Below are 19,520 nucleotides of genomic sequence, written 5' to 3'. Positions count from 1 at the left end.
CTCCGTCGCCGCCAGCGCCGGGTCCGCCGGACGCAGGGCCGGGGAATCCGGGGGGAAGCCGGGCCGCGCGGCGCGACCGGCGGAAAGGGGGCGGTAGTTCCCCCGGTGCGCCCGGTCCCCCGGGGAGTAGCGGAGCAGGTCGGCGTGAAACCGCCGGATCAGCTCCTCCCCGAAGGTCATCTCCCGGTGCCCGTCGAAGACGGCGCGCAGCAGGGCGGCGTACCCGGCCTCCCGGGGGGAGAGCGTATTTCGCCCCCCCTGCGTCCGCATCCCGGGCGTCCGTCCGGAGGCCGCCCCGGCCCCGGGTCCGCCGGACGGGGAGAGGGTCACCCCCGCCGAGGTCTCCACGACCCGCTTCTTGAGCCGCCCGAGAAGGGACGGAGGCAGCCGGCTCTGGCCTTCCCACCACCCGCGGAAACGGTCGATCCGGGAGATCCGCAGGAGGAGCTCGTGGAGCGTCTCCGCCGGGAGGGCCCGGAGGCGTGTGTCGTACCGGCCTGTTCTCATCGTTCCTCCACCCATCCCCGGGTATGCCCGATTATACCCGATTCGACCGCCTGCTGTTGACTTGCCGTTTCGGAGCGGTAGAGTCGAGGATGCGGGCGGCCGGACGGGCCGCTACTTCGTGTCCGTTTCGAGGAGGATCGGTATGGCACTGACGGAAAGGCTGGAAGGGATCTACCAGGGCGTGATCAAGCGCAACCAGGGGGAGGCCGAGTTCCACCAGGCGGTGCGGGAGGTGCTCGAGTCGCTCGGGCCGGTCCTCGTCAAGTACCCGGAGTTCGCCGAATCGAAGGTCATCGAGAGGATCTGCGAGCCGGAGCGGCAGCTCATTTTCAGGGTGCCCTGGCAGGACGACCGGGGGGAGGTCCAGATCAACCGCGGCTTCCGCGTCCAGTTCAACAGCGCGCTGGGGCCGTACAAGGGGGGGCTGCGCTTCCATCCCTCGGTGTACCTGGGGATCATCAAGTTCCTCGGGTTCGAGCAGATCTTCAAGAACTCCCTCACCGGGCTCCCGATCGGGGGGGCGAAGGGGGGATCCGACTTCGACCCGAAGGGGAAGTCCGACGGGGAGGTGATGCGGTTCTGCCAGAGCTTCATGATCGAGCTGTGGCGGATCATCGGGGAGCACACCGACGTCCCCGCCGGCGACATCGGCGTCGGGGGGCGCGAGGTCGGCTTCATGTTCGGCCAGTACAAGCGGCTCACGAACAAGTTCGAGGCGGGGGTGATCACCGGGAAGGGGCTGGTCTACGGCGGGAGCCGGGTCCGCACCGAGGCGACCGGGTACGGATGCACCTACTTCGTCGAGGAGATGCTGAAGGCCAGGAAGAACGGGCTCAAGGGGAAGAAGTGCCTCGTCTCCGGCTCCGGGAACGTCGCGATCTACACGGTCGAGAAGGTGCACCAGCTCGGCGGCAAGGCGATCGCGGTGAGCGACTCCAACGGGGTGATCGTAGACGAGAAGGGGATCAACCTGGAGACCTTGAAGATGCTCAAGGAGGTCGAGCGCCGGAGGATCAAGGATTATTGCGAGTACCACAAGGGCGCGAAGTTCATCCCGAACGGGAACATCTGGGACATTCCGTGCGACGTGGCCTTCCCCTCGGCGACCGAGAACGAGATCACCGGGAAGGACGCCAGGAAGCTGGTGAAGAACGGCTGCATCGCGGTCGGGGAGGGGGCGAACATGCCGACGACCCCGGACGGGGTGAACGTGTTCATCTCCGCCGGCATCGCCTACGGTCCCGGGAAGGCGGCCAACGCGGGCGGCGTGGCGACCTCCGGGCTCGAGATGCAGCAGAACGCCAGCCGCCAGGCGTGGGGGTTCGAGGAGACCGACGCGAAGCTGCACCAGATCATGCGGAACGTGTACCAGCTCTGCTCCGAGGCAGCCGAGGAGTTCGGCTCACCCGGCAACCTGGTCAACGGCGCCAACATCGCCGGGTTCATCAAGGTCGCCCGGGCGATGACCGCGCAGGGGATCGTGTAGCGCGGCCGGAACGATCGGTCGGCGCAGGAAGGCAGGGGGGGCGCCCCGCGCGGGGCGCCCCCCCGTGTTTATCGGCCCTCTTCGGCCCGGGGGGGCTGCCGGTCCGCCGCCGGGGCTACGGTTTCATTCCGCCGCAGGGGCAGTCGCAGCCGTGTTTCTCCCTGCAGCCGTGCCGGCCGTCCTTTCCGCTCCCCATCCCCTCCTTGCCCCCGTGCATCCGTCCCATCATCGATTCCATGTGCCCGAGGTGGGAGGCCTGGAGGTCGTCCAGTTTCTTCAGGTGATCCAGGACGGCGGAGCGGAACGGGTCGGAACCGGTTGACGCTTCCAGCTTCTTCTCGCTCTCGCGCAGGTCCGAAACCGCCTTCTTCATCTCCTCGAGATGCCCCTTCATCTTCTCCATCATCGGGGGCATCTCTCCCTCGCCTGGCATGTGCCCTTGGCGCTTGCCGCACTTCTTCATGCAGCATTCGCGACCGCAGGGGCATGGAGTGCCGGAATCCGCCATCGGCTTGTCCATCCGGGCGTCTTCCCCGGGGGGGGGTGCCTCGGCGGTCGCGGCGGGGACGGAGACGGGTGCAGGAGCGGGCTTCGCCGGTGCCTTGGCCTCTTCCGCAAACCCGGTGAGAGAGTGGTGGCGACCGTAGAACTTCCCGGCGTCCGTGAAGACCTTGTCGCCCGTTTTCCCTACGTGGCAGAAGCTGCACGATTTTTTTTCGGCCTTCGCGTAGGCGGGCGTCGCGTCGGCCGGTTTCCCGGCGGCGAAGAGAAGACCCATCGCAACGGCTGCGGTGACCGCCCATTTTCCGTACCGCTTCATGTGAGTTCCTCCTGTTCCGTAGTTTCCGTGCGATTTGGATTCCGGGGGAAGGGGCGTCCGCGTTCCCCGGACACCAGTCTACTCCGTTTTCCGGAGGGAGGCGGGGATCCTTTCCGCGGTGCATCGGGGCAGGCAGGCATTATAATGGGGATCGTGGCCCTGGCTCCATCGGGCCGCTCGCGGTGAACCTCTTGAACCCTGGGGGTGGGTCATGCTGGTCGGCAGGAGGATGACGAGGGACCCGAAGACGGTCGGCCCCGGCGACTCCCTGGCGCGCGCCGCGGAGATCATGCGCACTTTCCGGATCCACCACCTTCCCGTCGTGGAGGAAGGGAAGCTGGTCGGCATCCTGACGGACACCGACCTCCGCAACGCCGCGCTCGCGGCGGGGCGGACTTCCCTCCCCGGGGAGCTTCCGGTGACCGACCGGAAGGTGGGCGAGGTGATGAAGACCGAGGTCTGGTCGCTCACCCCGGAGGATTCGGTGGAGGACGCGCTGCTCATCATCCGGCGGAAGAAGTTCGGGTCCCTGCCGGTCCTCTCGGGCGACCGGCTGGTGGGGATCATCACGAAGATCGACCTGATCAACACCTTCATCGACGTCCTGGACATCGACGGGGTGGGGGTGCGGCTCGAGGTGATCCTGCCCCGGTCGCTCGAGCGGTTCGAGGAGCTGGTCGGCGCCGTCCGGGACCTCGGGGTGGAGCTGCGCAGCGGCCTCATCTCCCCCGAGAGGAACGAGTCGGGCCGGATGGTGGTCCTCCTGCGGTTCGACACGGTGAACGGCCCGATGGTGCGCGGGGCGCTCCGGGCGAAAAAGTTCGAGGTCCTGGATCCCGGCGCCGACTCCCTGTAGGAAAAGGGACGGTCCTGTGGTCAGGTTGGGTTGATGGCACAGGGGACCGCGGTCCACGACGGAGGGAGATGTAGGGTGGGCGCGTTCTCCAGGACCGTCCCTGATCTCATCGAGCCCCCGCCAGACGGCGCAGGACGTACTGCAGGATCCCGCCGTGGCCGTAGTAGTGCACCTCCTCCGGCGTGTCGATCCGGGCGACCGCGGTGAAGCGCTTCTCCGCTCCATTCCCCGTGACCCGGACGGTCAGCTTCTTCCGCGGGGCGATCCCTCCGGCGATCCCTTCCACCGCGAAGAGCTCCTTCCCGGAAAGCCCCAGCGTCTCCCGGGTCTCCCCCGGCTCGAACTGGAGCGGGAGGATCCCCATCCCGACCAGGTTGCTCCGGTGGATCCGCTCGAAACTCTCCGCCAGCACCGCCTGGACGCCGAGGAGCCGAGGCCCCTTGGCCGCCCAGTCGCGCGAGGATCCGGAGCCGTATTCCTTTCCGGCGAGGATCATCAGGGGCACCCCTTCGGAGGCATACTGCATCGCCGCGTCGTAGATCGTCGTCGTCTCCCCGTCCGGCAGACGGGCCGTCCACCCCCCTTCGGTGCCCGGGACGAGCAGGTTCCGCAGCCGGATGTTCGCGAAGGTCCCCCGCATCATCACCTCGTGGTTCCCCCGGCGGCTTCCGTAGGAGTTGAAGTCGCGCTTCTCGATCCCGTGCTCCCGCAGGTATTTCCCGGCGGGGCTCTCCTCGGCGATGTCCCCCGCGGGGGAGATATGGTCGGTGGTCACCGAGTCGCCCAGGATCGCCAGTACACGCAGGCCGGAAAGATCCTTCAGCGGCTCCGGAGAAGGGGAGAGCCCCTCGAAGAAGGGCGGGTGCTTGACGTAGGTCGAGTCCGGGTCCCAGGCGAAGGTCTCCGATTTGGGGACCGGGAGGCTCTTCCACTCCTCGTCCCCCTCGAACACCTGCGCATACTCCTTCCGGAACATGTCGGCGCCGACCGAGGCCCGCACCGTCTCCTCGATCTCCCTGGGGGAGGGCCAGAGCTCCTTCAGGAAGACCGGCTCACCGTTCGGGTCCAGCCCCACCGGTTCGTTGTACAGGTCGACGTCCATCCTCCCCGCGAGGGCGTAAGCCACCACCAGCGGCGGGGAGGCGAGGTAGTTCGCCCGGCTCATCGGGTGGATCCGTCCCTCGAAGTTGCGGTTTCCCGACAGCACGGAGGCGACGAAGAGATTTCCCTTGCGGATCCCTTCCTCGATCGGCTTGGGCAGCGGTCCCGAGTTGCCGATACAGGTGGTGCAGCCGTACCCCACCAGGTGGAACCCGAGCCCCTCGAGGTAGGGGGTGAGCCCCGCGCGGTCGAGGTAGCGGGTCACGACCTTCGACCCGGGGGCGAGACTGGTCTTGACCCACGGCTTCGATCTGAGCCCCCGCTCGACCGCTTTCTTCGCCAGCAGCCCCGCGCCGATCATCACCGCCGGGTTGGAGGTGTTCGTGCAGCTGGTGATCGCCGCGATCACCACCGACCCGTCGTGCAGGGTGAATGAAGTCCCCGCGTGAGTCACCGGGACCCCGCCCGGTTCCCCCGCGTTCTCCGCGGGCAGCGAGGCCCCTTCCGGGGTGCATCCACCCTCCGCGTGCCAGCGGCCATGGTTCTCCGGAGCGGGGGGAGCCGGTTCCTTCCCCAGCCCGGCGAGCACCTCCCGGAAGGAGGCCTTCGCCTCCGCGAGCGGCACCCGGTCCTGGGGGCGCTTCGGGCCGGCCAGACTCGCCTGCACGGTGGAGAGGTCGAGCGACAGGGTGTCCGAGAAGACCGGGTCCGGCGAGTCGTCGGTGCGGAAGAGCCCCTGCGCCTTGCAGTAGGCCTCCACCACCCGGACCTGCTCCCTGCTGCGGCCGGTGAAGAGCAGGTAGGAGAGCGTTTCCCGATCGACCGGGAAAAAGCCGATCGTCGCCCCGTACTCCGGCGACATGTTCGAGATCGTCGCCCGGTCGGGCAGCGAGAGGGAGGAAAGCCCCTTCCCGTAGAACTCGACGAACTTCCCGACGACCCCCTTGGCCCGCAGCATCTGCGTCACGGTCAGCACCAGGTCGGTCGCCGTCGCCCCCGGGGGAAGCGACCCGGAGAGCTTGAACCCCACCACCTGCGGCGTGAGCATCGAGAGCGGCTGGCCTAGCATCGCCGCCTCCGCCTCGATCCCGCCGACCCCCCAGCCGACCACCCCCAGCCCGTTGATCATCGGGGTGTGGGAGTCGGTCCCGACCAGCGTGTCGGGGAAGGCCTGGGTGACGCGCCCGACCTTCTTCCGGAAGACCACCGGCGCCAGGTACTCGAGGTTGACCTGGTGGCAGATTCCGGTCCCCGGAGGGACCACGCGGAAGTTGCGGAAGGACTCCTTCCCCCACCGTAAAAAGGCGTACCGTTCGCCGTTTCGCTCCATCTCCCGCCCGACGTTGGCCAGAAACGAGCCGGTGGAGCCGAACCGGTCCACCTGGACCGAGTGGTCGATCACCAGGTCCGCCGGCATGAGGGGGTTGATCTTCTTCGGGTCGGCCCCCATCTCCTTTGCGGCGTCGCGCATGGCGGCGAGGTCGACCAGCGCCGGGACTCCGGTGAAATCCTGAAGGAGGATCCGGGCCGGGCGGAAGGCGATCTCCTTCCCGGAGGCGGCCTTCGGGGACCATCGTGCGACCGATTCGATATCCTCCGCCGTCACGGAGACGCCGTCCTCGTGGCGCAGCAGGTTCTCCAGCAGCACCTTGATCGATCTCGGCAGCCGGGAGACCTTGCCGACCCCGCGCCGTTCCAGGGCGGGAAGGGAAAAGATCTCGTACGGTTTCCCGCCGATCGTCTTCCGTGTTTTCGCGCCGAAAGATCCTCCTGCCGTCTTGCCCATGGCCCCCTCCCTCGTCCGGTGGTACGATATTGTAACATAACGATTTTCCCGCAAATCGCCCTGTATCTTTAGACGCCTGCAGGAGATTGCGGGATTCCGCCGTGGAAAAGGGGAATCGACCCGCGGGGCCGGGCATCCCATGCATGGAACCGCATGAACCGAAGGGAGGTTGCAGGATGAAGCTCAGCGAACAGATCGCGCAGTTCAAGGCGGGCAGGCCGACGCTGCCGCCGGAGATCGCGGCGAAGATGCAGCGGGGGGTCGAAAGCGTCCGGAACTCCGGGGCATCGGGGCTTTCGGTCGGAGAGCGGGCGCCCGACTTCACCCTCCCGAACCAGACAGGGAAGATGGTCCGTCTGGCCGACCGGCTCGCCGCGGGGCCGGCGGTCCTCTCCTTCTACCGGGGGGTCTGGTGACCGTACTGCAACCTGGAGCTGGCAGCTCTGGCGAAGGCGTTGCCGCGGATCAAGGAGCTCGGGGCGGATCTGATCGCGATCAGCCCGGAACTTCCCGACCACACCCTGACGATGGCGGAGAAGCACAAGATCCCGATCGATGTCGTAAGCGACGGCACCGGGGAAGTGCTCAAGAAGTACCGGCTCTGGTTCGCCGTTTCGGCCGAGATCAAGGAACTCTACCGGGACAAGTTCGGCATCCAACTGGACAAGTACAACGGGGAGGGAAGGTGGGAGCTGCCCGTGCCGGCCACGTACGTGCTGGACGGGCAGGGGATCGTCCGCGCGGGAGTGGCGGACCCGGACCACACGGTCCGGATGGATATCGAGGAGATCCTCGCGACGCTTGCGACGATCCGCGGAGGGAAGTAACCCGGACCTTCATCAGGATTCCTCCCGGCGATCCTCGTGGGAGAGACCGATATCCTCTCACGATCCCCCGGCCCGCGCATCCGGCTCCGGCGGCAGGAGAGGGGAGAGGCCCTCTTCCCGCTTCCGCAAAACGCACGCGGGGGGTATCATCGTACCCGTTCCATTTCCGGCCCCCCGGGGGCCGCCCGGGAGGAGCCGTTGCTGGAAACCGTCGGGACCCCGCTGCTGTGGGCGGGCTTCACGCTGGCCGTCATCGCGCTCCTCGCGCTCGACCTGCTCGTCTTCCACCGGAGGGCGCACGAGGTCAGCCACCGGGAGGCGCTCGCCTGGAGCGTCGGCTGGGTCTCGCTCGCGCTGCTCTTCAACCTCGGCGTCTACCGGGGATTCGGCCCGCAGCGGGGGCTGGAGTTCCTCACCGGGTACCTGATCGAGCTCGCCCTGTCGGTCGACAACCTCTTCGTCTTCATCCTGATCTTCTCCACCTTCGGCGTCCCGAAGGCCTACCAGCACCGGGTCCTCTTCTGGGGGATTCTCGGGGCGCAGGTCATGCGGGCGGTCTTCATCCTGCTCGGGGCGGCCCTGTTGCAGTCCTTCCACTGGATCATCTTCGTCTTCGGGGGGTTCCTGGTCTACACCGGCGTGAAGATCCTCTTCTCCCGCGGGACCGAGGTCCACCCCGAAAGGAACCCCGTCCTCAAGCTCTTCGGGAAGGTGATCCCCAGCATTCCGGAGTTCGACGGAGCCAAGTTCATCACCCGGAGGAACGGGCGGCGGGTCGCGACGGCGCTTCTCCCCGTGCTGCTGGTGGTCGAGGCGACCGACGTGGTGTTCGCCGTCGACTCGATCCCCGCGATCTTCGCCGTGACGAAGGACCCGTTCATCGTCTACACCTCGAACATCTTCGCGATCCTGGGGCTGCGCTCGTTCTACTTCCTGCTGGCCTCCGTCATGGGGAAGTTCCGCTACCTCAAGGTCGGGCTGGGGGTCGTGCTCCTCTTCGTCGGGGTGAAGATGGTGATCTCGGAATGGGTCCATATCCCGATCGAGCTCTCCCTCCTGGTCGTCGTGGCGGTGCTCGGGGGGTCGGTCCTTCTCTCCTGGCTTCGTCCCGTGCGGTGATAAGATAACAGGGTGCGTCCGCCCGGTTTTTCTGCGCGGAACGCATCGGAGGATCACCAGTTCAGGAAAGGGGAAACACCATGAAGAAAAAGACGCGAACCCGGAAGCTCGGGATTTCCCTGGCCGTGCTCCTCGCGCTGCCCGCAGGCTGCGCCACCAACCCGGACGGGACCACGGAGTACAAGCGGACCGCGATCGGGGCCCTTGCGGGGGGGGCGGTCGGGGCCGGGGCCGGCGCGCTGATCGGCGGAAAGAAGGCGGGCCGGGGTGCGCTGATCGGCGGCGTGGCCGGGGCGGTGGTCGGCGGAGCGATCGGCAACTACATGGACCGGCAGGCGGCGGAGCTGAAGCGGCGGATTCCCGAGGCCGCGGTGGAGCGCCAGGGGGACAAGCTCTACGTGGCTCTCCCATCCGGGATCCTCTTCGACGTCGACCGCGACCAGGTTCGTTCCGAGGCCCGGAATCCGCTGGTGACCGCCGCGGAGGTGCTCGTCAAGTACCCGGACACCTACGTGACGGTCGAGGGGCACACCGACTCCACCGGCTCCCACGACCACAACCAGTCGCTCTCCGAGCGTCGGGCGATGCGGGTCCGCGACGTCCTCCTGGACAGCGGGGTTCCCGCCGGGCGGCTTTCCGTCCGCGGCTACGGGGAGACCGACCCGATCGCCGACAACGCCACGCCGGAGGGGCGGCAGCTGAACCGGCGGGTCCAGCTGGAGATCCGTCCCAACGAGAAGCTGCAGGCACAGCAGCGGCAGGGGGGGTAGCCGGCGGGGCGGCGGTTCGCCGGAACGAAAACACCGACAGGGGGCACTTCTCGTGGAACCAGCGTCCATCGCGTCGCGCGCCATCAACACCATCCGCTTTCTTTCGGTAGATGCCGTCCAGAAGGCGAATTCGGGCCATCCCGGGACCCCGATGGGGTTGGCCCCCCTCGCCTACCTGCTGTGGACGAAGCACCTCCGCTACCATCCGAAGAATCCCGACTGGCCCGGGAGGGACCGCTTCGTCCTCTCCTGCGGCCACGCCTCGATGCTGCTCTACTCGCTCCTGCACCTGACCGGGTACGACCTCCCGCTGGAGGAGATCCGGGCCTTCCGCCAGTGGGGGAGCAAAACGCCCGGCCACCCGGAGGCCGGGCATACCCCCGGCGTCGAGGTGACGACCGGTCCCCTGGGGCAGGGGATCGGCAACGCGGTGGGGATGGCGATGGCGTCGCGCCTCCTGGCCCACCGGTTCAACCGGCCGGGGCACGAAATCGTGTCGCACCGTGTCGTGGCGGTCTGCTCCGACGGGGACCTGATGGAGGGGGTCGCCTCCGAGGCCGCCTCCCTCGCCGGGTTCCACCGGCTGGGGAACCTGGTGGCCTTCTACGACGACAACCGGATCACGATCGAGGGCTCGACCGACCTCGCCTTCTCCGAGGATGTAGCGGGACGGTTCCGCGCCTACGGGTGGAACGTCCTCTCCGTCGCGGACGGAAACACCGACCTCGACGGCCTCGACCGGGCGATCGGGACCGCCTTCGCCCACACGGAGCGTCCCACGCTGGTGATCGTGCGGACCCGCATCGGGTTCGGCTCCCCGAACAAGCAGGACACGGCGGAGGCCCACGGATCTCCGCTGGGCGAGAAGGAAGTGGCGCTCACCAAGGAGGCGCTGGGCTGGCCGAAGGAGCCGGACTTCCTCGTCCCCGGGGATGTCCTTGACCACTTCCGGGAGGCGGTCCCCCGCGGGGAACGGCTGGAGCGGGAATGGCGGCTCCGGATGACAGCCTACGCAGTGGCCCATCCCGACCTGGCGCTGGAGTGGGAGCGGGTGGCCTGGGGGGATCTCCCCGAGAAGTGGGCGGAGGCGCTTCCCCGGTTCCCGGAGGGCGACCAGGGGGTCGCCACCCGGAAGGCCTCCGGGAAGGTGATCAACGCGGTCGCGAAGCTTCTCCCCGAACTGGCGGGGGGGTCGGCGGACCTGGGGCCCTCGAACAATTCCGAGATCGAAGGCGGGGGGGAGTTTCTCCCGGACGCACCCCCCGGGGGGCGGAATTTCCACTTCGGCGTGCGGGAGCACGGGATGGGAGCGATCCTGAACGGGATGGCCCGCCACGGGGGAGTCGTCCCGTACGGGGCCACCTTCCTCATCTTCTCCGACTACATGCGCCCCTCCATCCGGCTGGCCGCCCTGATGGGGCTGCGGGTGATCTACGTCTTCACCCATGATTCGATCGGGCTCGGGGAAGACGGGCCGACGCACCAGCCGGTCGAGCATCTGGCCTCCCTGCGGGCGATGCCGAACCTCTATGTCTTAAGGCCCGCCGACGCGAACGAGACGGCGGCGGCCTGGAGGATCGCGCTGGAGCGCACCGCGGGCCCGAGCGCGATCGCGCTGACCCGGCAGAACCTGCCGGTACTTTCCCCCGACTCCGTGTTCCACGGAGGAAACGTATATCGCGGCGCCTACATCCTCTTGGAAGGGGGGAACAACCGCCCCGAAGCGATCCTGTTGGCCACCGGCTCAGAGGTCCATGTCGCGGTGGAGGCGAGGAAGCTCTTGGAAACGGAGGGGATCTCCACACGGGTGGTCAGCGCCCTCTGCCTGGAGCGGTTCGAGGAGCAGCCGGAGGAGTACCGCAGGGCGGTGCTCCCTCCTTCCGTCCGGGCGAGGGTGTCGGTGGAGGCGGGGACGACCTTCGGATGGGACCGGTACGTGGGAGAGGGGGGCGCGGCGGTCGGGATCGACCGGTTCGGCGCCTCCGCCCCGGGCTCCCGGCTCTTCCGGGAATTCGGATTCACCCCCGGGAACGTGGCGGCCCGGGTGAAGTCGCTCCTGGGCAGAGGGTGACGCCCGACGCGGCAAGGAACCGGAAAGGGGTGTCCATGACGAGGAATCCACTGGTGCAGCTCGGGACGCTGGGTCAGAGCCCCTGGCTCGATTTCATCGAGCGGGGGCTGATCGAGTCGGGGGAACTGGCGCGCCTGGTCTCCGACGACGGGATCCGGGGCGTCACCTCCAACCCGACGATCTTCGAGAAGGCGATCTCCGGCGGGAAGGCCTACGACGGCCAGATCCGGACCCTCGCGGGAAGGGGGGCCGGCGTGATGGAGGCCTACAAGGAGCTGGTCACCGAGGATATCCGCCGCGCGGCGGACGTGCTGCGGCCGGTCTTCGACGCCTCGGGGGGGGGAGACGGGCATGTCTCCCTCGAGGTCGATCCCGACATGGCCCACGATACGGGGCGCACGGTGGAGCGGGCGGAGGAACTCTTCCGGGCGGTCGGCCGCCCGAACGTGCTGATCAAGATCCCCGCCACCGTCGAGGGGCTTCCCGCCATCGAGGAGACGATCTCCCGCGGGATCCCGGTGAACGTGACGCTGATCTTCTCGGTGAAGCGGTACGAGGAGGTCGCGCAGGCCTACATCCGGGGGGTGGAGAGGCTGGCCGCCTCGGGAAAGGATCCCCGCGCGGTCGCCTCCGTCGCCTCCTTTTTCGTCTCCCGCGTGGACACGGCGGTGGACAGGCTGCTCGACGCGGTGATCCCGCGGTGGCCGGGCTCCCCCAAGGCGCAGACGGCGATCTCCCTGAAGGGGAAGGTGGCGATCGCGAACGCGCGGCTGGCCTACGCCCGGTTCCGGGAGATCTTCTCGACTCCGCGGTGGAAGGAGCTCGCGGGGAAGGGCGGACGGTCCCAGAGGCCCCTGTGGGCGAGCACGGGGACGAAGAACCCGGCCTATTCGGACGTGCTCTACGTGGAGGAGCTGATCGGTCCCGACACGGTGAACACGATGCCGACGGCGACGATCGAGGCCTTCCGCGACCACGGGACGGTGGCCGACGCCCTCACCGGGAGGGAGGCGGAGGCGCGGGAGGTGCTGGACGACCTCGGCCTCCTGGACATCGGGATCGAGGAGGTCTGCGAAACACTCACCGCGGACGGGGTGGAAAGTTTCTCCGATTCCTTCCGGAAGCTCCTCGCCGCGGTCGAGCGGAGGTTGTCGGAAACGAAGAAACGCTGAAGCCGGAAGGTCCCGGCGGACGATACGGGGGAGGCGCCTCATGCGACTGGCGATGGTGGGACTGGGGAAGATGGGCCTGAACATGACCCGCCGCCTGATGCGCGGCGGGCACGAGGTGGTCGCCCTGGACCGTTCCCCGGCCGCGGTCGACGCCGCCGCCCGGGAAGGGGCGATTCCCGCGGCCTCGATCCCCGACGCCGCCGCGAAGCTGTCCCCCCCGAGAGTGGTCTGGCTCATGGTCCCCGCCGGCGCGCCGGTGGACGAGAATGTGGCGCTGCTCGCCGGAAGCCTCTCCTCCGGGGATATCGTCATCGACGGGGGGAACTCCCTCTACAAGGATGCCCCGCCCCGCGCGGAACGGCTCGGGGCGAAGGGGATCCGTTTCCTGGACGCCGGGACCAGCGGCGGGATCTGGGGACTCGCGGAAGGATACTGCCTCATGCTGGGGGGGGACGCGGAGGCCTACCGGACGATCTCCCCCATCCTCACCACCCTGGCCCCCCCGGACGGCCACGCCTACATGGGGCCGCACGGGGCGGGCCACTTCGTCAAGATGGTCCACAACGGGATCGAGTACGGGATGATGCAGTCCTACGCCGAGGGGTTCGACCTGCTCTCCTCCGCCCCCTATCCGCTCGACCTGCGCGCCGTCGCCTCCCTCTGGAACCGGGGGAGCGTGGTTCGCTCCTGGCTGCTGGAACTGGCGGAAAGGGCGCTGGAAAAGGACCCGAAGCTCTCCTCGCTCTCCCCCTACGTGGAGGATTCCGGCGAAGGGCGCTGGACCGTCGAGCGGTCGATCGAGGCGGGGGTTCCCCTCCCCTCCATCGCCCTCTCCCTCTACATGCGCTTTTTCTCCCGGCAGGAGAACTCCTTCGCGATGCGGATGCTGGCCGCCCTGCGGAACGAGTTCGGTGGGCATGCGGTGAAGACCGCCACCCCCGAAAGGAAGAAGGGGTAACGCGATGGCGGGACCGATGCCGGTGGAAGCGGCGGGCGTACTCCCGGCCGAGGCGCTCGCCCAGGCGGTGCCCCCCCCCTGCCTGCTCGTCCTCTTCGGCGCGTCCGGGGATCTCACCCGGAGGAAGCTCGTGCCCGCACTTTACCGGCTCTTCCGGGAGAAGCTGCTGCCGGAGGAGTTCTCCCTGCTCGGCGTATCCCGCACCTCCTTCTCCGACGAGGCGTTCCGGGGGCGGCTCGGGGAGGAGCTTCGGGAGCATGCGCCGTCCGGGTTCGACCCCGGCCTCTGGGGGGAGTTCTCCGGGCGCCTCTTCTATCATCCGGCGGACGTCGACGACCCCGGGAGCGTGCAGGCCCTGGCGAAGCGGATCCGCGATCTCTGCCGGGAGCGGGCGATCCCCGGGAACCTCCTCTTCTACGCCGCCGTCGCCCCCCGGTTCTACTCCACCGTCGTCCGGCGGATCGGCGAGGCGGGGCTGGCCTCCCCCTCGGAGGAGCTCCCCGGCTTCCGGCGCGTGATCCTCGAGAAGCCGTTCGGGCACGATCTCGAAAGCGCCCGGGCCCTGTCGCGGGAGATCCTGTCGGTCTTCCCGGAGGAGCAGGTCTACCGGATCGACCACTACCTCGGGAAGGAGACGGTGCAGAACCTGCTGGTCTTCCGGTTCGCCAACGGGATCTTCGAGCCGATCTGGAACCGGAACTACATCGACCATGTCCAGATCACCGTGGCCGAGACGATCGGCGTGGAGGGGCGGGGGGACTACTACGAGGGAGCGGGGGCGGTCCGGGACATGATCCAGAATCACATGCTTCAGCTCCTTTCCCTCGTGGCGATGGAGCCGCCGATCTCCCTCTCGGCGGAGGATGTGCGCAACGAGAAGGTGAAGCTGCTCCGGTCGATCGAGCCGGTTCCGGCGGACCGGGCGGGGGAGGCCTGCGTCCGGGGGCAATATGGGGCGGGGGAGAGCGGAGGGAAGCCGGTTCCCGCCTACCGGGCGGAGAAGGGGGTCGCCCCCGGCTCCCTCACCGAGACCTACGCCGCGTTCCGCCTGACGATCGACAACTGGCGGTGGGGAGGGGTTCCCTTCTACCTGCGGACGGGGAAGCGGCTGGCCCGCAAGGTGTCGGAGATCGCGATCGGGTTCCGCCCCGCCCCCTATCTCCTGTTCGAGGACACCGCCTGCGGGCAGATCGAACCGAACCTCCTGATCCTGAACATCCAGCCGGAGGAGGGGATCTTCCTCCGGGTGGGGGCGAAGTACCCGGGCCCATCGGTCTGCGTCCAGCCGGTCGATTTCCGGTTCACCTACGAGGAGGCCTTCGGCGCGAAGAGCCCCCCGGCCTACGGACGCCTCCTCCTCGACGCGATGCACGGCGACGCGACCCTGTTCCCCCGGTACGACACCGTGGAGATCTCCTGGTCGCTCCTCGACCCGTTCCTCCGCCGGTGGGAGGAGAATCCCGGACGGGATCTCCATGCCTACCCCCCGGGCAGCTTCGGGCCGCGCGAGGCCGAGGCGCTCCCCGGACGGGAGGGAAGGCGTTGGAGGACCCCGTGACGGGGGCGGCAGGGGCCGGGGCGGGACGGCTGTTCGTCTGCGTCTCCCCGGAGGAGCTTGCGCGGGCCGCCGCGGGGCGGCTCTGGGGGATCGTCCGCGAGCGGGCGGCCCCGCCGGGAGGGGGTGGCGGATCTCCCCGCCCCGTCACCGTGGCGCTCTCCGGCGGGAAGACCCCCCGGTCCTTCCTGCAGGCGCTTGCCGGGCCGCCTTACCGGGAGCGGTTCCCCTGGGGCTTCGTCCATTTTTTCCAGGTCGACGAGCGCTGGGTTCCCCCGGACGACCCGCGCAGCAACCAGCGGATGCTCCGTGCGTGCCTCGTCGACAAGGGGCCGGTCCCGGAGAGGAACTTCCACCCGGTGGACACCTCCCAGCCGGATCCGGTCGAGGGGGCGAAACGGTACGAGGATCATCTGAGGCGCTTTTTCCCGGACCCACCGGGGGGGGTCCCCCGCTTCGACGCGGTCTTTCTCGGCCTGGGGGAGGACGGGCATACGGCGTCGCTGTTCCCCGGTTCGCCGGCCCTGGAGGAGGAGAATGCCTGGGTGACCCACGCGGTAGGGGGGTCTCCCCGGACCTCCCGGGTCACCCTGACGCTGCCGGTCCTCAACGCCGCCTTCCGGGTGATCTTCCTGGTCAGCGGGGCCGGGAAGGCGGGCGTCCTGAGGGAGCTGCTGCTCGGAAAAGGCGGGGGCGGGCACCCGGCGGCGCTGGTTGCCCCGAAGAGGGGGAAGGTCACTTTCCTGGCCGATGCCGACGCTGCCTCCCGGATCCCCCCGGCGGAGGCCGCGTATCCGGGTGGAGAGGGAGGGGCCGGATGATCCTGGCGGGCGACGTCGGCGGCACGAAGACCAACCTTGCCCTCTTCCGGGCCGAAGGAGCCCGGCTCTCCCGGCTGGGGCTGCGCTCCTTCCCGAGCCGGGAGTACGGGGGGTTGGAGGAGATCCTCGGCGAGTTCCTCGCCGGAGGTGCCGCCGTGGATACGGTCTGCATCGGGGTGGCGGGCCCGGTGGCCGGTGGACGCAGCCGGGTGACGAACCTGCCGTGGGAGGTGGACCGGGAGTCGATCCGACGCGCCTGCGGGGCGAAACGGGGGTTTCTCGTCAACGACCTCCAGGCGACCGCCTTCTCCGTTCCGGCTCTTCCCGCGAAGAGCCTCGCGGTGCTGCAGGAGGGGGAGGGGGACCCGGAAGGGACGGTCGCGGTTCTCGCCGCGGGGACCGGGCTGGGGGCGTCGTTCCTGGTGTGGGACGGGACGGGGCATCTCCCGGTCGCCTCCGAGGGCGGGCATGCCGATTTCGCCCCCCGGAACCCGCGGGAGGCGCGGCTGCACGCCTTCCTCGCGGCGGAGCATGGCCGGGTGAGCGTGGAGAGGGCGGTATCCGGTCCGGGGCTGCATGCGGTCTACCGGTTCCTCCGGGAGTCGGAGGGGATGGCGGAATCTCCGGGGATCGAGGAGAGGATGGCGCGGGAGGATCCCTCGCGGATCGTTTCGGAGGAGGGGCTCTCCGGAGGATCGAAGACCTGCCGGGAGGCGCTGCGGATCTTCGCCTCCCTCTACGGGGCGGCCGCCGGGAACCTCGCCCTGCAGGTGCTGGCGACCGGGGGGGTCTATCTCGGGGGCGGGATCGCCCCCGCGATCCTCCCGGCGCTTGCGGCGGGGGAGTTCCAGGAGGCGTTCGTGTCGAAGGGCCGGTTCAGGGGGGTTCTCTCCGGCCTCCCCGTCCGGGTGATCCTGGACGACAAGGCGGCCCTGATGGGCGCGGCCCGATATGCGCTGGAAAAAGGGGGAAGGGAATGACGGGAATATCCCGGAATCGGTTCCGGATCGTGCTGGCCGCCGATCACGGGGGGGTGGAGCTGAAAGAGGCGCTGGCCGGGTTCCTGTCCCGGGCGGGATATCCGGTGCGGGACCTGGGAACCGGCACCGCCGACCCGGTCGATTACCCGGACTACGGGTTCGCCGCCGCCATGGAGCTGCGCCGGGGGGAGGCCGACCGGGCCGTGCTGCTCTGCAAGTCGGGAATCGGGATGGCGATCGCGGCGAACAAGGTGCTCGGCGTGCGCGCGGCCCTCGTCTCCAGCGTGCAGGAGGCCGAGCTGTCCCGGCGGCACAACGACGCGAACGTCCTGGTCCTCCCGGCGGTCGGGACCGCCGCCGAGGAAGCCTTCCGGATCGTCGAGGCGTGGCTTGCGGCCCCCTTCGACGGGGGTCGCCACAGCCGCCGGATCGACAAGATCCGGCGCTTCGAAACGGACCACTGGAAGGAGTGAAGGCCCCGGTTGGTTGACAACCCCGGCGGGTCCCACATAATAGAAAAATCGGGGGAATTTCGTTCCGGAGGCAATGGGGTGGGGGAAACGGTTCGGTTCCACAGGCGCGGAACGGGGGGCGCCGCGGAAAAACCGGTCGAGCTCCCGGAAAGCGTCATTCCGGGGGTCGCCCGAATCTGCGCGCTCGGGCTGGGCCTTCCGGAGCTCCTGGACGAGATCTGCCGGGAAGTCGCGGCGCTCTTCGGAACGGAGTGCTGCTGCCTCGTCGCCATTCCGGCCGGCGGCGCCCCCGTGGAGGTCCGACGGTTCCCCGGAGGCGGGGAAACCGCCGGGCTGCGGGATGTCTACCGGGAGCTCTGCCTCAGGGAGGAGATTCTCTCCCGGCTCCGCGACGAGGGGCCGCTGGCCGTTCCCGATCTTTCCGCCCTTTCCCCGGACGATCCGGTCCGGGCACTCTTCGAGCCGGCCTCCGTCCGTTCCCTGCTGGTCGTCCCCCTGCGGATCGGCACGGCGCTGAACGGACTGCTCGCCTTTCATGCGATCGGATCGCCCCGCTCCTGGGAAGACGGGGAGCGCCGGCTGGCCGAGGAGGCGGCCCCGATCCTGGCCGCGGCCCTCGAGCGGAAAACGATGGAGGAGAGGCTGCTGGCCTCCGAGGCGCGCTACCGGTTTCTCGCAGACAACGCGCTCGACTTCATTTCCCTGCATGATCTTGAGGGAAGCTATCTCTACGCCAGCCCGGCCTCCCGGAGGATGCTCGGGTACCGGCCGGAGGAGATGACCGGCGTGGCGGCCGATGCCTTCCATCATCCCGACGACCTCCCGAAGCTGCGCGAGGGGAACCGGCGGCTCGCGGCGGGGGAGGGCTTGTCGGTTACGGTCCAGCACCGTCTCCGGTGCAAGGACGGAAGTTTCCGGGAGGTGGAAACCGTCTCCTCCCCGGTGACGGTCGGCGGCGGGGAGGTCCGCCGGATCCTCCGGATCACCCGCGACATCACCGAGCGCAAGCAGATGGAAAGCCGGATCTTCGAGGGGCAGCAGCAGGAGACGATCGCCCTGCTGGCGGGCGGGGTCGCCCACGAGTTCAACAACCTGCTCGTGGGGATCAACGGAACGGCGGAGATGCTCTCCCTGCTCCTCTCGGGGAACGAGGAGGCGCTCCAGTACCTCTCCACGATCGAGCGGCTGGGAAACCGCGCCGTGGAACTGACCCGGCAGCTGCTCGCCTATGCCCGGCAGGGGGTCCGCACCCCGGAGCTCCTCTCCCTTCCCCGCCTGGTCACGGAGGACTTCCCCGCGCTGCGGGCGGCCCTTCCGTCCTCCGTGGAGATCCGCCTGGAGCTGGACGAGGGGGTCCCCCCCGTCCGGGTGGACCTCTTCCAGCTGAAGCAGGTGATCGTGAGCCTCTGCCTGAACGCAGCGGAGGCGATGCCGTGCGGCGGGACCCTCACGATCCGGACCCGGCAGGAGGATACCGTTCCGGAGGGCCCCCGGGACGCGACGGGACCCTCGGGGGACGGGATCGAGAGGAGGCTCTTCTCCGGCGGGGAATTCCCGGGCCCGTGGACGTTCCTCGATGTGGCCGACAGCGGCGCCGGGATGGAGGAGGCCACGCTGAAGCGGATCTTCGAGCCGTTCTTCTCCACGAAGTTCATCGGGCGCGGCATGGGGCTGGCGGCGGTCCGTGGGATCGTGGAAAACCACGGCGGCGCGATCCGGGTGTACACGGAGCCCGGGAAGGGGACCGTCTTTTCGATCGGGTTCCTCGGCGCGGAGGGGACGCCCGCCGCCGAGGAGCCGCGGGAGCCGCCCCCCCTCTGCGGAGAGGGGACGATCCTGCTGGCCGACGACGAGGAGGATGTCCGGGACGTGGTGCGCGCCATGCTCGAATCGTTCGGCTACACCGTGGTGACGGCGAGGGACGGGCAGGAGGCGGTGGAGATCTTCCGGGAGCGGGCGGGGGAGGTGGACCTGATCCTGCTCGACATGATGATGCCCCGGATGACAGGGGCCGAGGCCTTCGCCGAGATCCGGCGGATCTCCCCCGGCGCGCGTGCGATTCTCGCCAGCGGATACGACGTGCAGGGGGCGGGCCGCGAGTTCGCCTCCCGGGGGTTTTCCGCCTTTCTCCAGAAGCCGTTCCGGAGGGGGGAGCTCGGCCGGAAGGTGGGCGAGGCGCTGGGATCCGGGTCCCGCGGGACCTCCGGGGAGAGTTGAC

At 69.0% G+C, this 19,520-nt stretch carries 14 protein-coding genes and 2 pseudogenes; 13 read left to right on the top strand and 3 right to left on the bottom strand.

Going from position 1 to position 19,520, the window contains the following annotated elements; genetic code table 11:
- Nucleotides 1-507 (bottom strand): annotated as a pseudogene (locus A2X88_06995) (hypothetical protein).
- Nucleotides 508-649: 142 nt separating this feature from the next.
- Between A2X88_06995 and A2X88_06990 the strand changes: the two are divergent.
- A complete protein-coding gene (locus A2X88_06990) occupies nucleotides 650-1,993 on the top strand; it encodes a glutamate dehydrogenase (GenBank protein OGP32802.1) in 1,344 nt (447 codons plus the stop codon).
- Between the two features lie 115 nt (nucleotides 1,994-2,108).
- On the opposite strand, the gene A2X88_06985 is transcribed toward A2X88_06990, so the two are convergent.
- Nucleotides 2,109-2,813: a hypothetical protein gene (locus A2X88_06985; protein OGP32801.1), complete on the bottom strand. Its 705-nt coding sequence runs from the start codon at nucleotides 2,811-2,813 to the stop codon at nucleotides 2,109-2,111.
- A gap of 229 nt (nucleotides 2,814-3,042) precedes the next feature.
- Between A2X88_06985 and A2X88_06980 the strand changes: the two genes are divergently transcribed.
- On the top strand, nucleotides 3,043-3,669 hold the full coding sequence (locus tag A2X88_06980; protein OGP32800.1) for a hypothetical protein: 627 nt from the start codon (nucleotides 3,043-3,045) through the stop codon (nucleotides 3,667-3,669).
- A gap of 106 nt (nucleotides 3,670-3,775) precedes the next feature.
- Here the strand turns inward: A2X88_06980 and A2X88_06975 are convergent, their stop codons facing one another.
- A complete protein-coding gene (locus tag A2X88_06975; GenBank protein ID OGP32799.1) occupies nucleotides 3,776-6,556 on the bottom strand; it encodes an aconitate hydratase 1 in 2,781 nt (926 codons plus the stop codon).
- 176 nt (nucleotides 6,557-6,732) lie between these two features.
- Between A2X88_06975 and A2X88_06970 the strand changes: the two are divergent.
- From A2X88_06970 to A2X88_06920, 11 genes and pseudogenes are all read left to right on the top strand, one after another.
- Nucleotides 6,733-7,383 (top strand): annotated as a pseudogene (locus A2X88_06970) (hypothetical protein).
- A 201-nt stretch (nucleotides 7,384-7,584) separates the two neighbouring features.
- Nucleotides 7,585-8,502 carry a hypothetical protein gene (locus A2X88_06965; GenBank protein ID OGP32830.1) on the top strand — a complete coding sequence of 306 codons (918 nt, stop codon included), beginning with the start codon at nucleotides 7,585-7,587 and terminating at the stop codon, nucleotides 8,500-8,502.
- Between the two features lie 80 nt (nucleotides 8,503-8,582).
- Nucleotides 8,583-9,272 (top strand): flagellar motor protein MotB, encoded by a 690-nt coding sequence (locus A2X88_06960; protein OGP32798.1) that lies wholly within the window; start codon nucleotides 8,583-8,585, stop codon nucleotides 9,270-9,272.
- Between the two features lie 52 nt (nucleotides 9,273-9,324).
- Nucleotides 9,325-11,343, top strand: a complete 2,019-nt coding sequence (locus A2X88_06955; GenBank protein OGP32797.1) for a transketolase — start codon at nucleotides 9,325-9,327, stop codon at nucleotides 11,341-11,343.
- A 35-nt stretch (nucleotides 11,344-11,378) separates the two neighbouring features.
- Nucleotides 11,379-12,515 carry a transaldolase gene (locus A2X88_06950; protein OGP32796.1) on the top strand — a complete coding sequence of 379 codons (1,137 nt, stop codon included), beginning with the start codon at nucleotides 11,379-11,381 and terminating at the stop codon, nucleotides 12,513-12,515.
- A 40-nt stretch (nucleotides 12,516-12,555) separates the two neighbouring features.
- A complete protein-coding gene (locus A2X88_06945; GenBank protein OGP32795.1) occupies nucleotides 12,556-13,473 on the top strand; it encodes a 6-phosphogluconate dehydrogenase (decarboxylating) in 918 nt (305 codons plus the stop codon).
- Between the two features lie 16 nt (nucleotides 13,474-13,489).
- Nucleotides 13,490-15,031 carry a glucose-6-phosphate dehydrogenase gene (locus tag A2X88_06940; GenBank protein OGP32829.1) on the top strand — a complete coding sequence of 514 codons (1,542 nt, stop codon included), beginning with the start codon at nucleotides 13,490-13,492 and terminating at the stop codon, nucleotides 15,029-15,031.
- Nucleotides 15,028-15,849 (top strand): 6-phosphogluconolactonase, encoded by an 822-nt coding sequence (locus tag A2X88_06935; GenBank protein OGP32828.1) that lies wholly within the window; start codon nucleotides 15,028-15,030, stop codon nucleotides 15,847-15,849. The genes A2X88_06940 and A2X88_06935 overlap by 4 nt, the downstream gene beginning before the upstream one ends.
- Nucleotides 15,846-16,829, top strand: coding sequence for a glucokinase (locus A2X88_06930; protein OGP32794.1), 984 nt, complete (start codon nucleotides 15,846-15,848; stop codon nucleotides 16,827-16,829). Before A2X88_06935 ends, A2X88_06930 begins: the two co-directional genes overlap by 4 nt.
- Nucleotides 16,826-17,302, top strand: a complete 477-nt coding sequence (locus A2X88_06925; protein ID OGP32793.1) for a hypothetical protein — start codon at nucleotides 16,826-16,828, stop codon at nucleotides 17,300-17,302. The genes A2X88_06930 and A2X88_06925 overlap by 4 nt, the downstream gene beginning before the upstream one ends.
- A 78-nt stretch (nucleotides 17,303-17,380) precedes the next feature.
- Complete coding sequence (locus A2X88_06920) at nucleotides 17,381-19,519, top strand: hypothetical protein (GenBank protein ID OGP32792.1); 2,139 nt, start codon at nucleotides 17,381-17,383, stop codon at nucleotides 19,517-19,519.
- The last annotated feature ends 1 nt before the right edge of the window (nucleotide 19,520 follow it).

The sequence above is a fragment of the Deltaproteobacteria bacterium GWC2_65_14 genome (genome assembly GCA_001797615.1).
In the GTDB taxonomy this organism is placed as follows: Bacteria; Desulfobacterota; Deferrimicrobia; order Deferrimicrobiales; family Deferrimicrobiaceae; genus GWC2-65-14.
The sequence above is the reverse complement of the archived record's forward strand: the minus strand, read 5'-3'. Positions and strand labels throughout refer to the sequence as shown.

Bases quoted from the DNA above. Each gene is read 5' to 3' on its own strand.
- A2X88_06990 (OGP32802.1), top strand. From the start codon at position 650: ATGGCACTGACGGAAAGGCTGGAAGGGATCTACCAGGGCGTGATCAAG.
- A2X88_06985 (OGP32801.1), bottom strand. From the start codon at position 2,813: ATGAAGCGGTACGGAAAATGGGCGGTCACCGCAGCCGTTGCGATGGGT.
- A2X88_06980 (OGP32800.1), top strand. From the start codon at position 3,043: ATGACGAGGGACCCGAAGACGGTCGGCCCCGGCGACTCCCTGGCGCGC.
- A2X88_06975 (OGP32799.1), bottom strand. From the start codon at position 6,556: ATGGGCAAGACGGCAGGAGGATCTTTCGGCGCGAAAACACGGAAGACG.
- A2X88_06960 (OGP32798.1), top strand. From the start codon at position 8,583: ATGAAGAAAAAGACGCGAACCCGGAAGCTCGGGATTTCCCTGGCCGTG.
- A2X88_06950 (OGP32796.1), top strand. From the start codon at position 11,379: ATGACGAGGAATCCACTGGTGCAGCTCGGGACGCTGGGTCAGAGCCCC.
- A2X88_06945 (OGP32795.1), top strand. From the start codon at position 12,556: ATGCGACTGGCGATGGTGGGACTGGGGAAGATGGGCCTGAACATGACC.
- A2X88_06940 (OGP32829.1), top strand. From the start codon at position 13,490: ATGCCGGTGGAAGCGGCGGGCGTACTCCCGGCCGAGGCGCTCGCCCAG.
- A2X88_06930 (OGP32794.1), top strand. From the start codon at position 15,846: ATGATCCTGGCGGGCGACGTCGGCGGCACGAAGACCAACCTTGCCCTC.
- A2X88_06925 (OGP32793.1), top strand. From the start codon at position 16,826: ATGACGGGAATATCCCGGAATCGGTTCCGGATCGTGCTGGCCGCCGAT.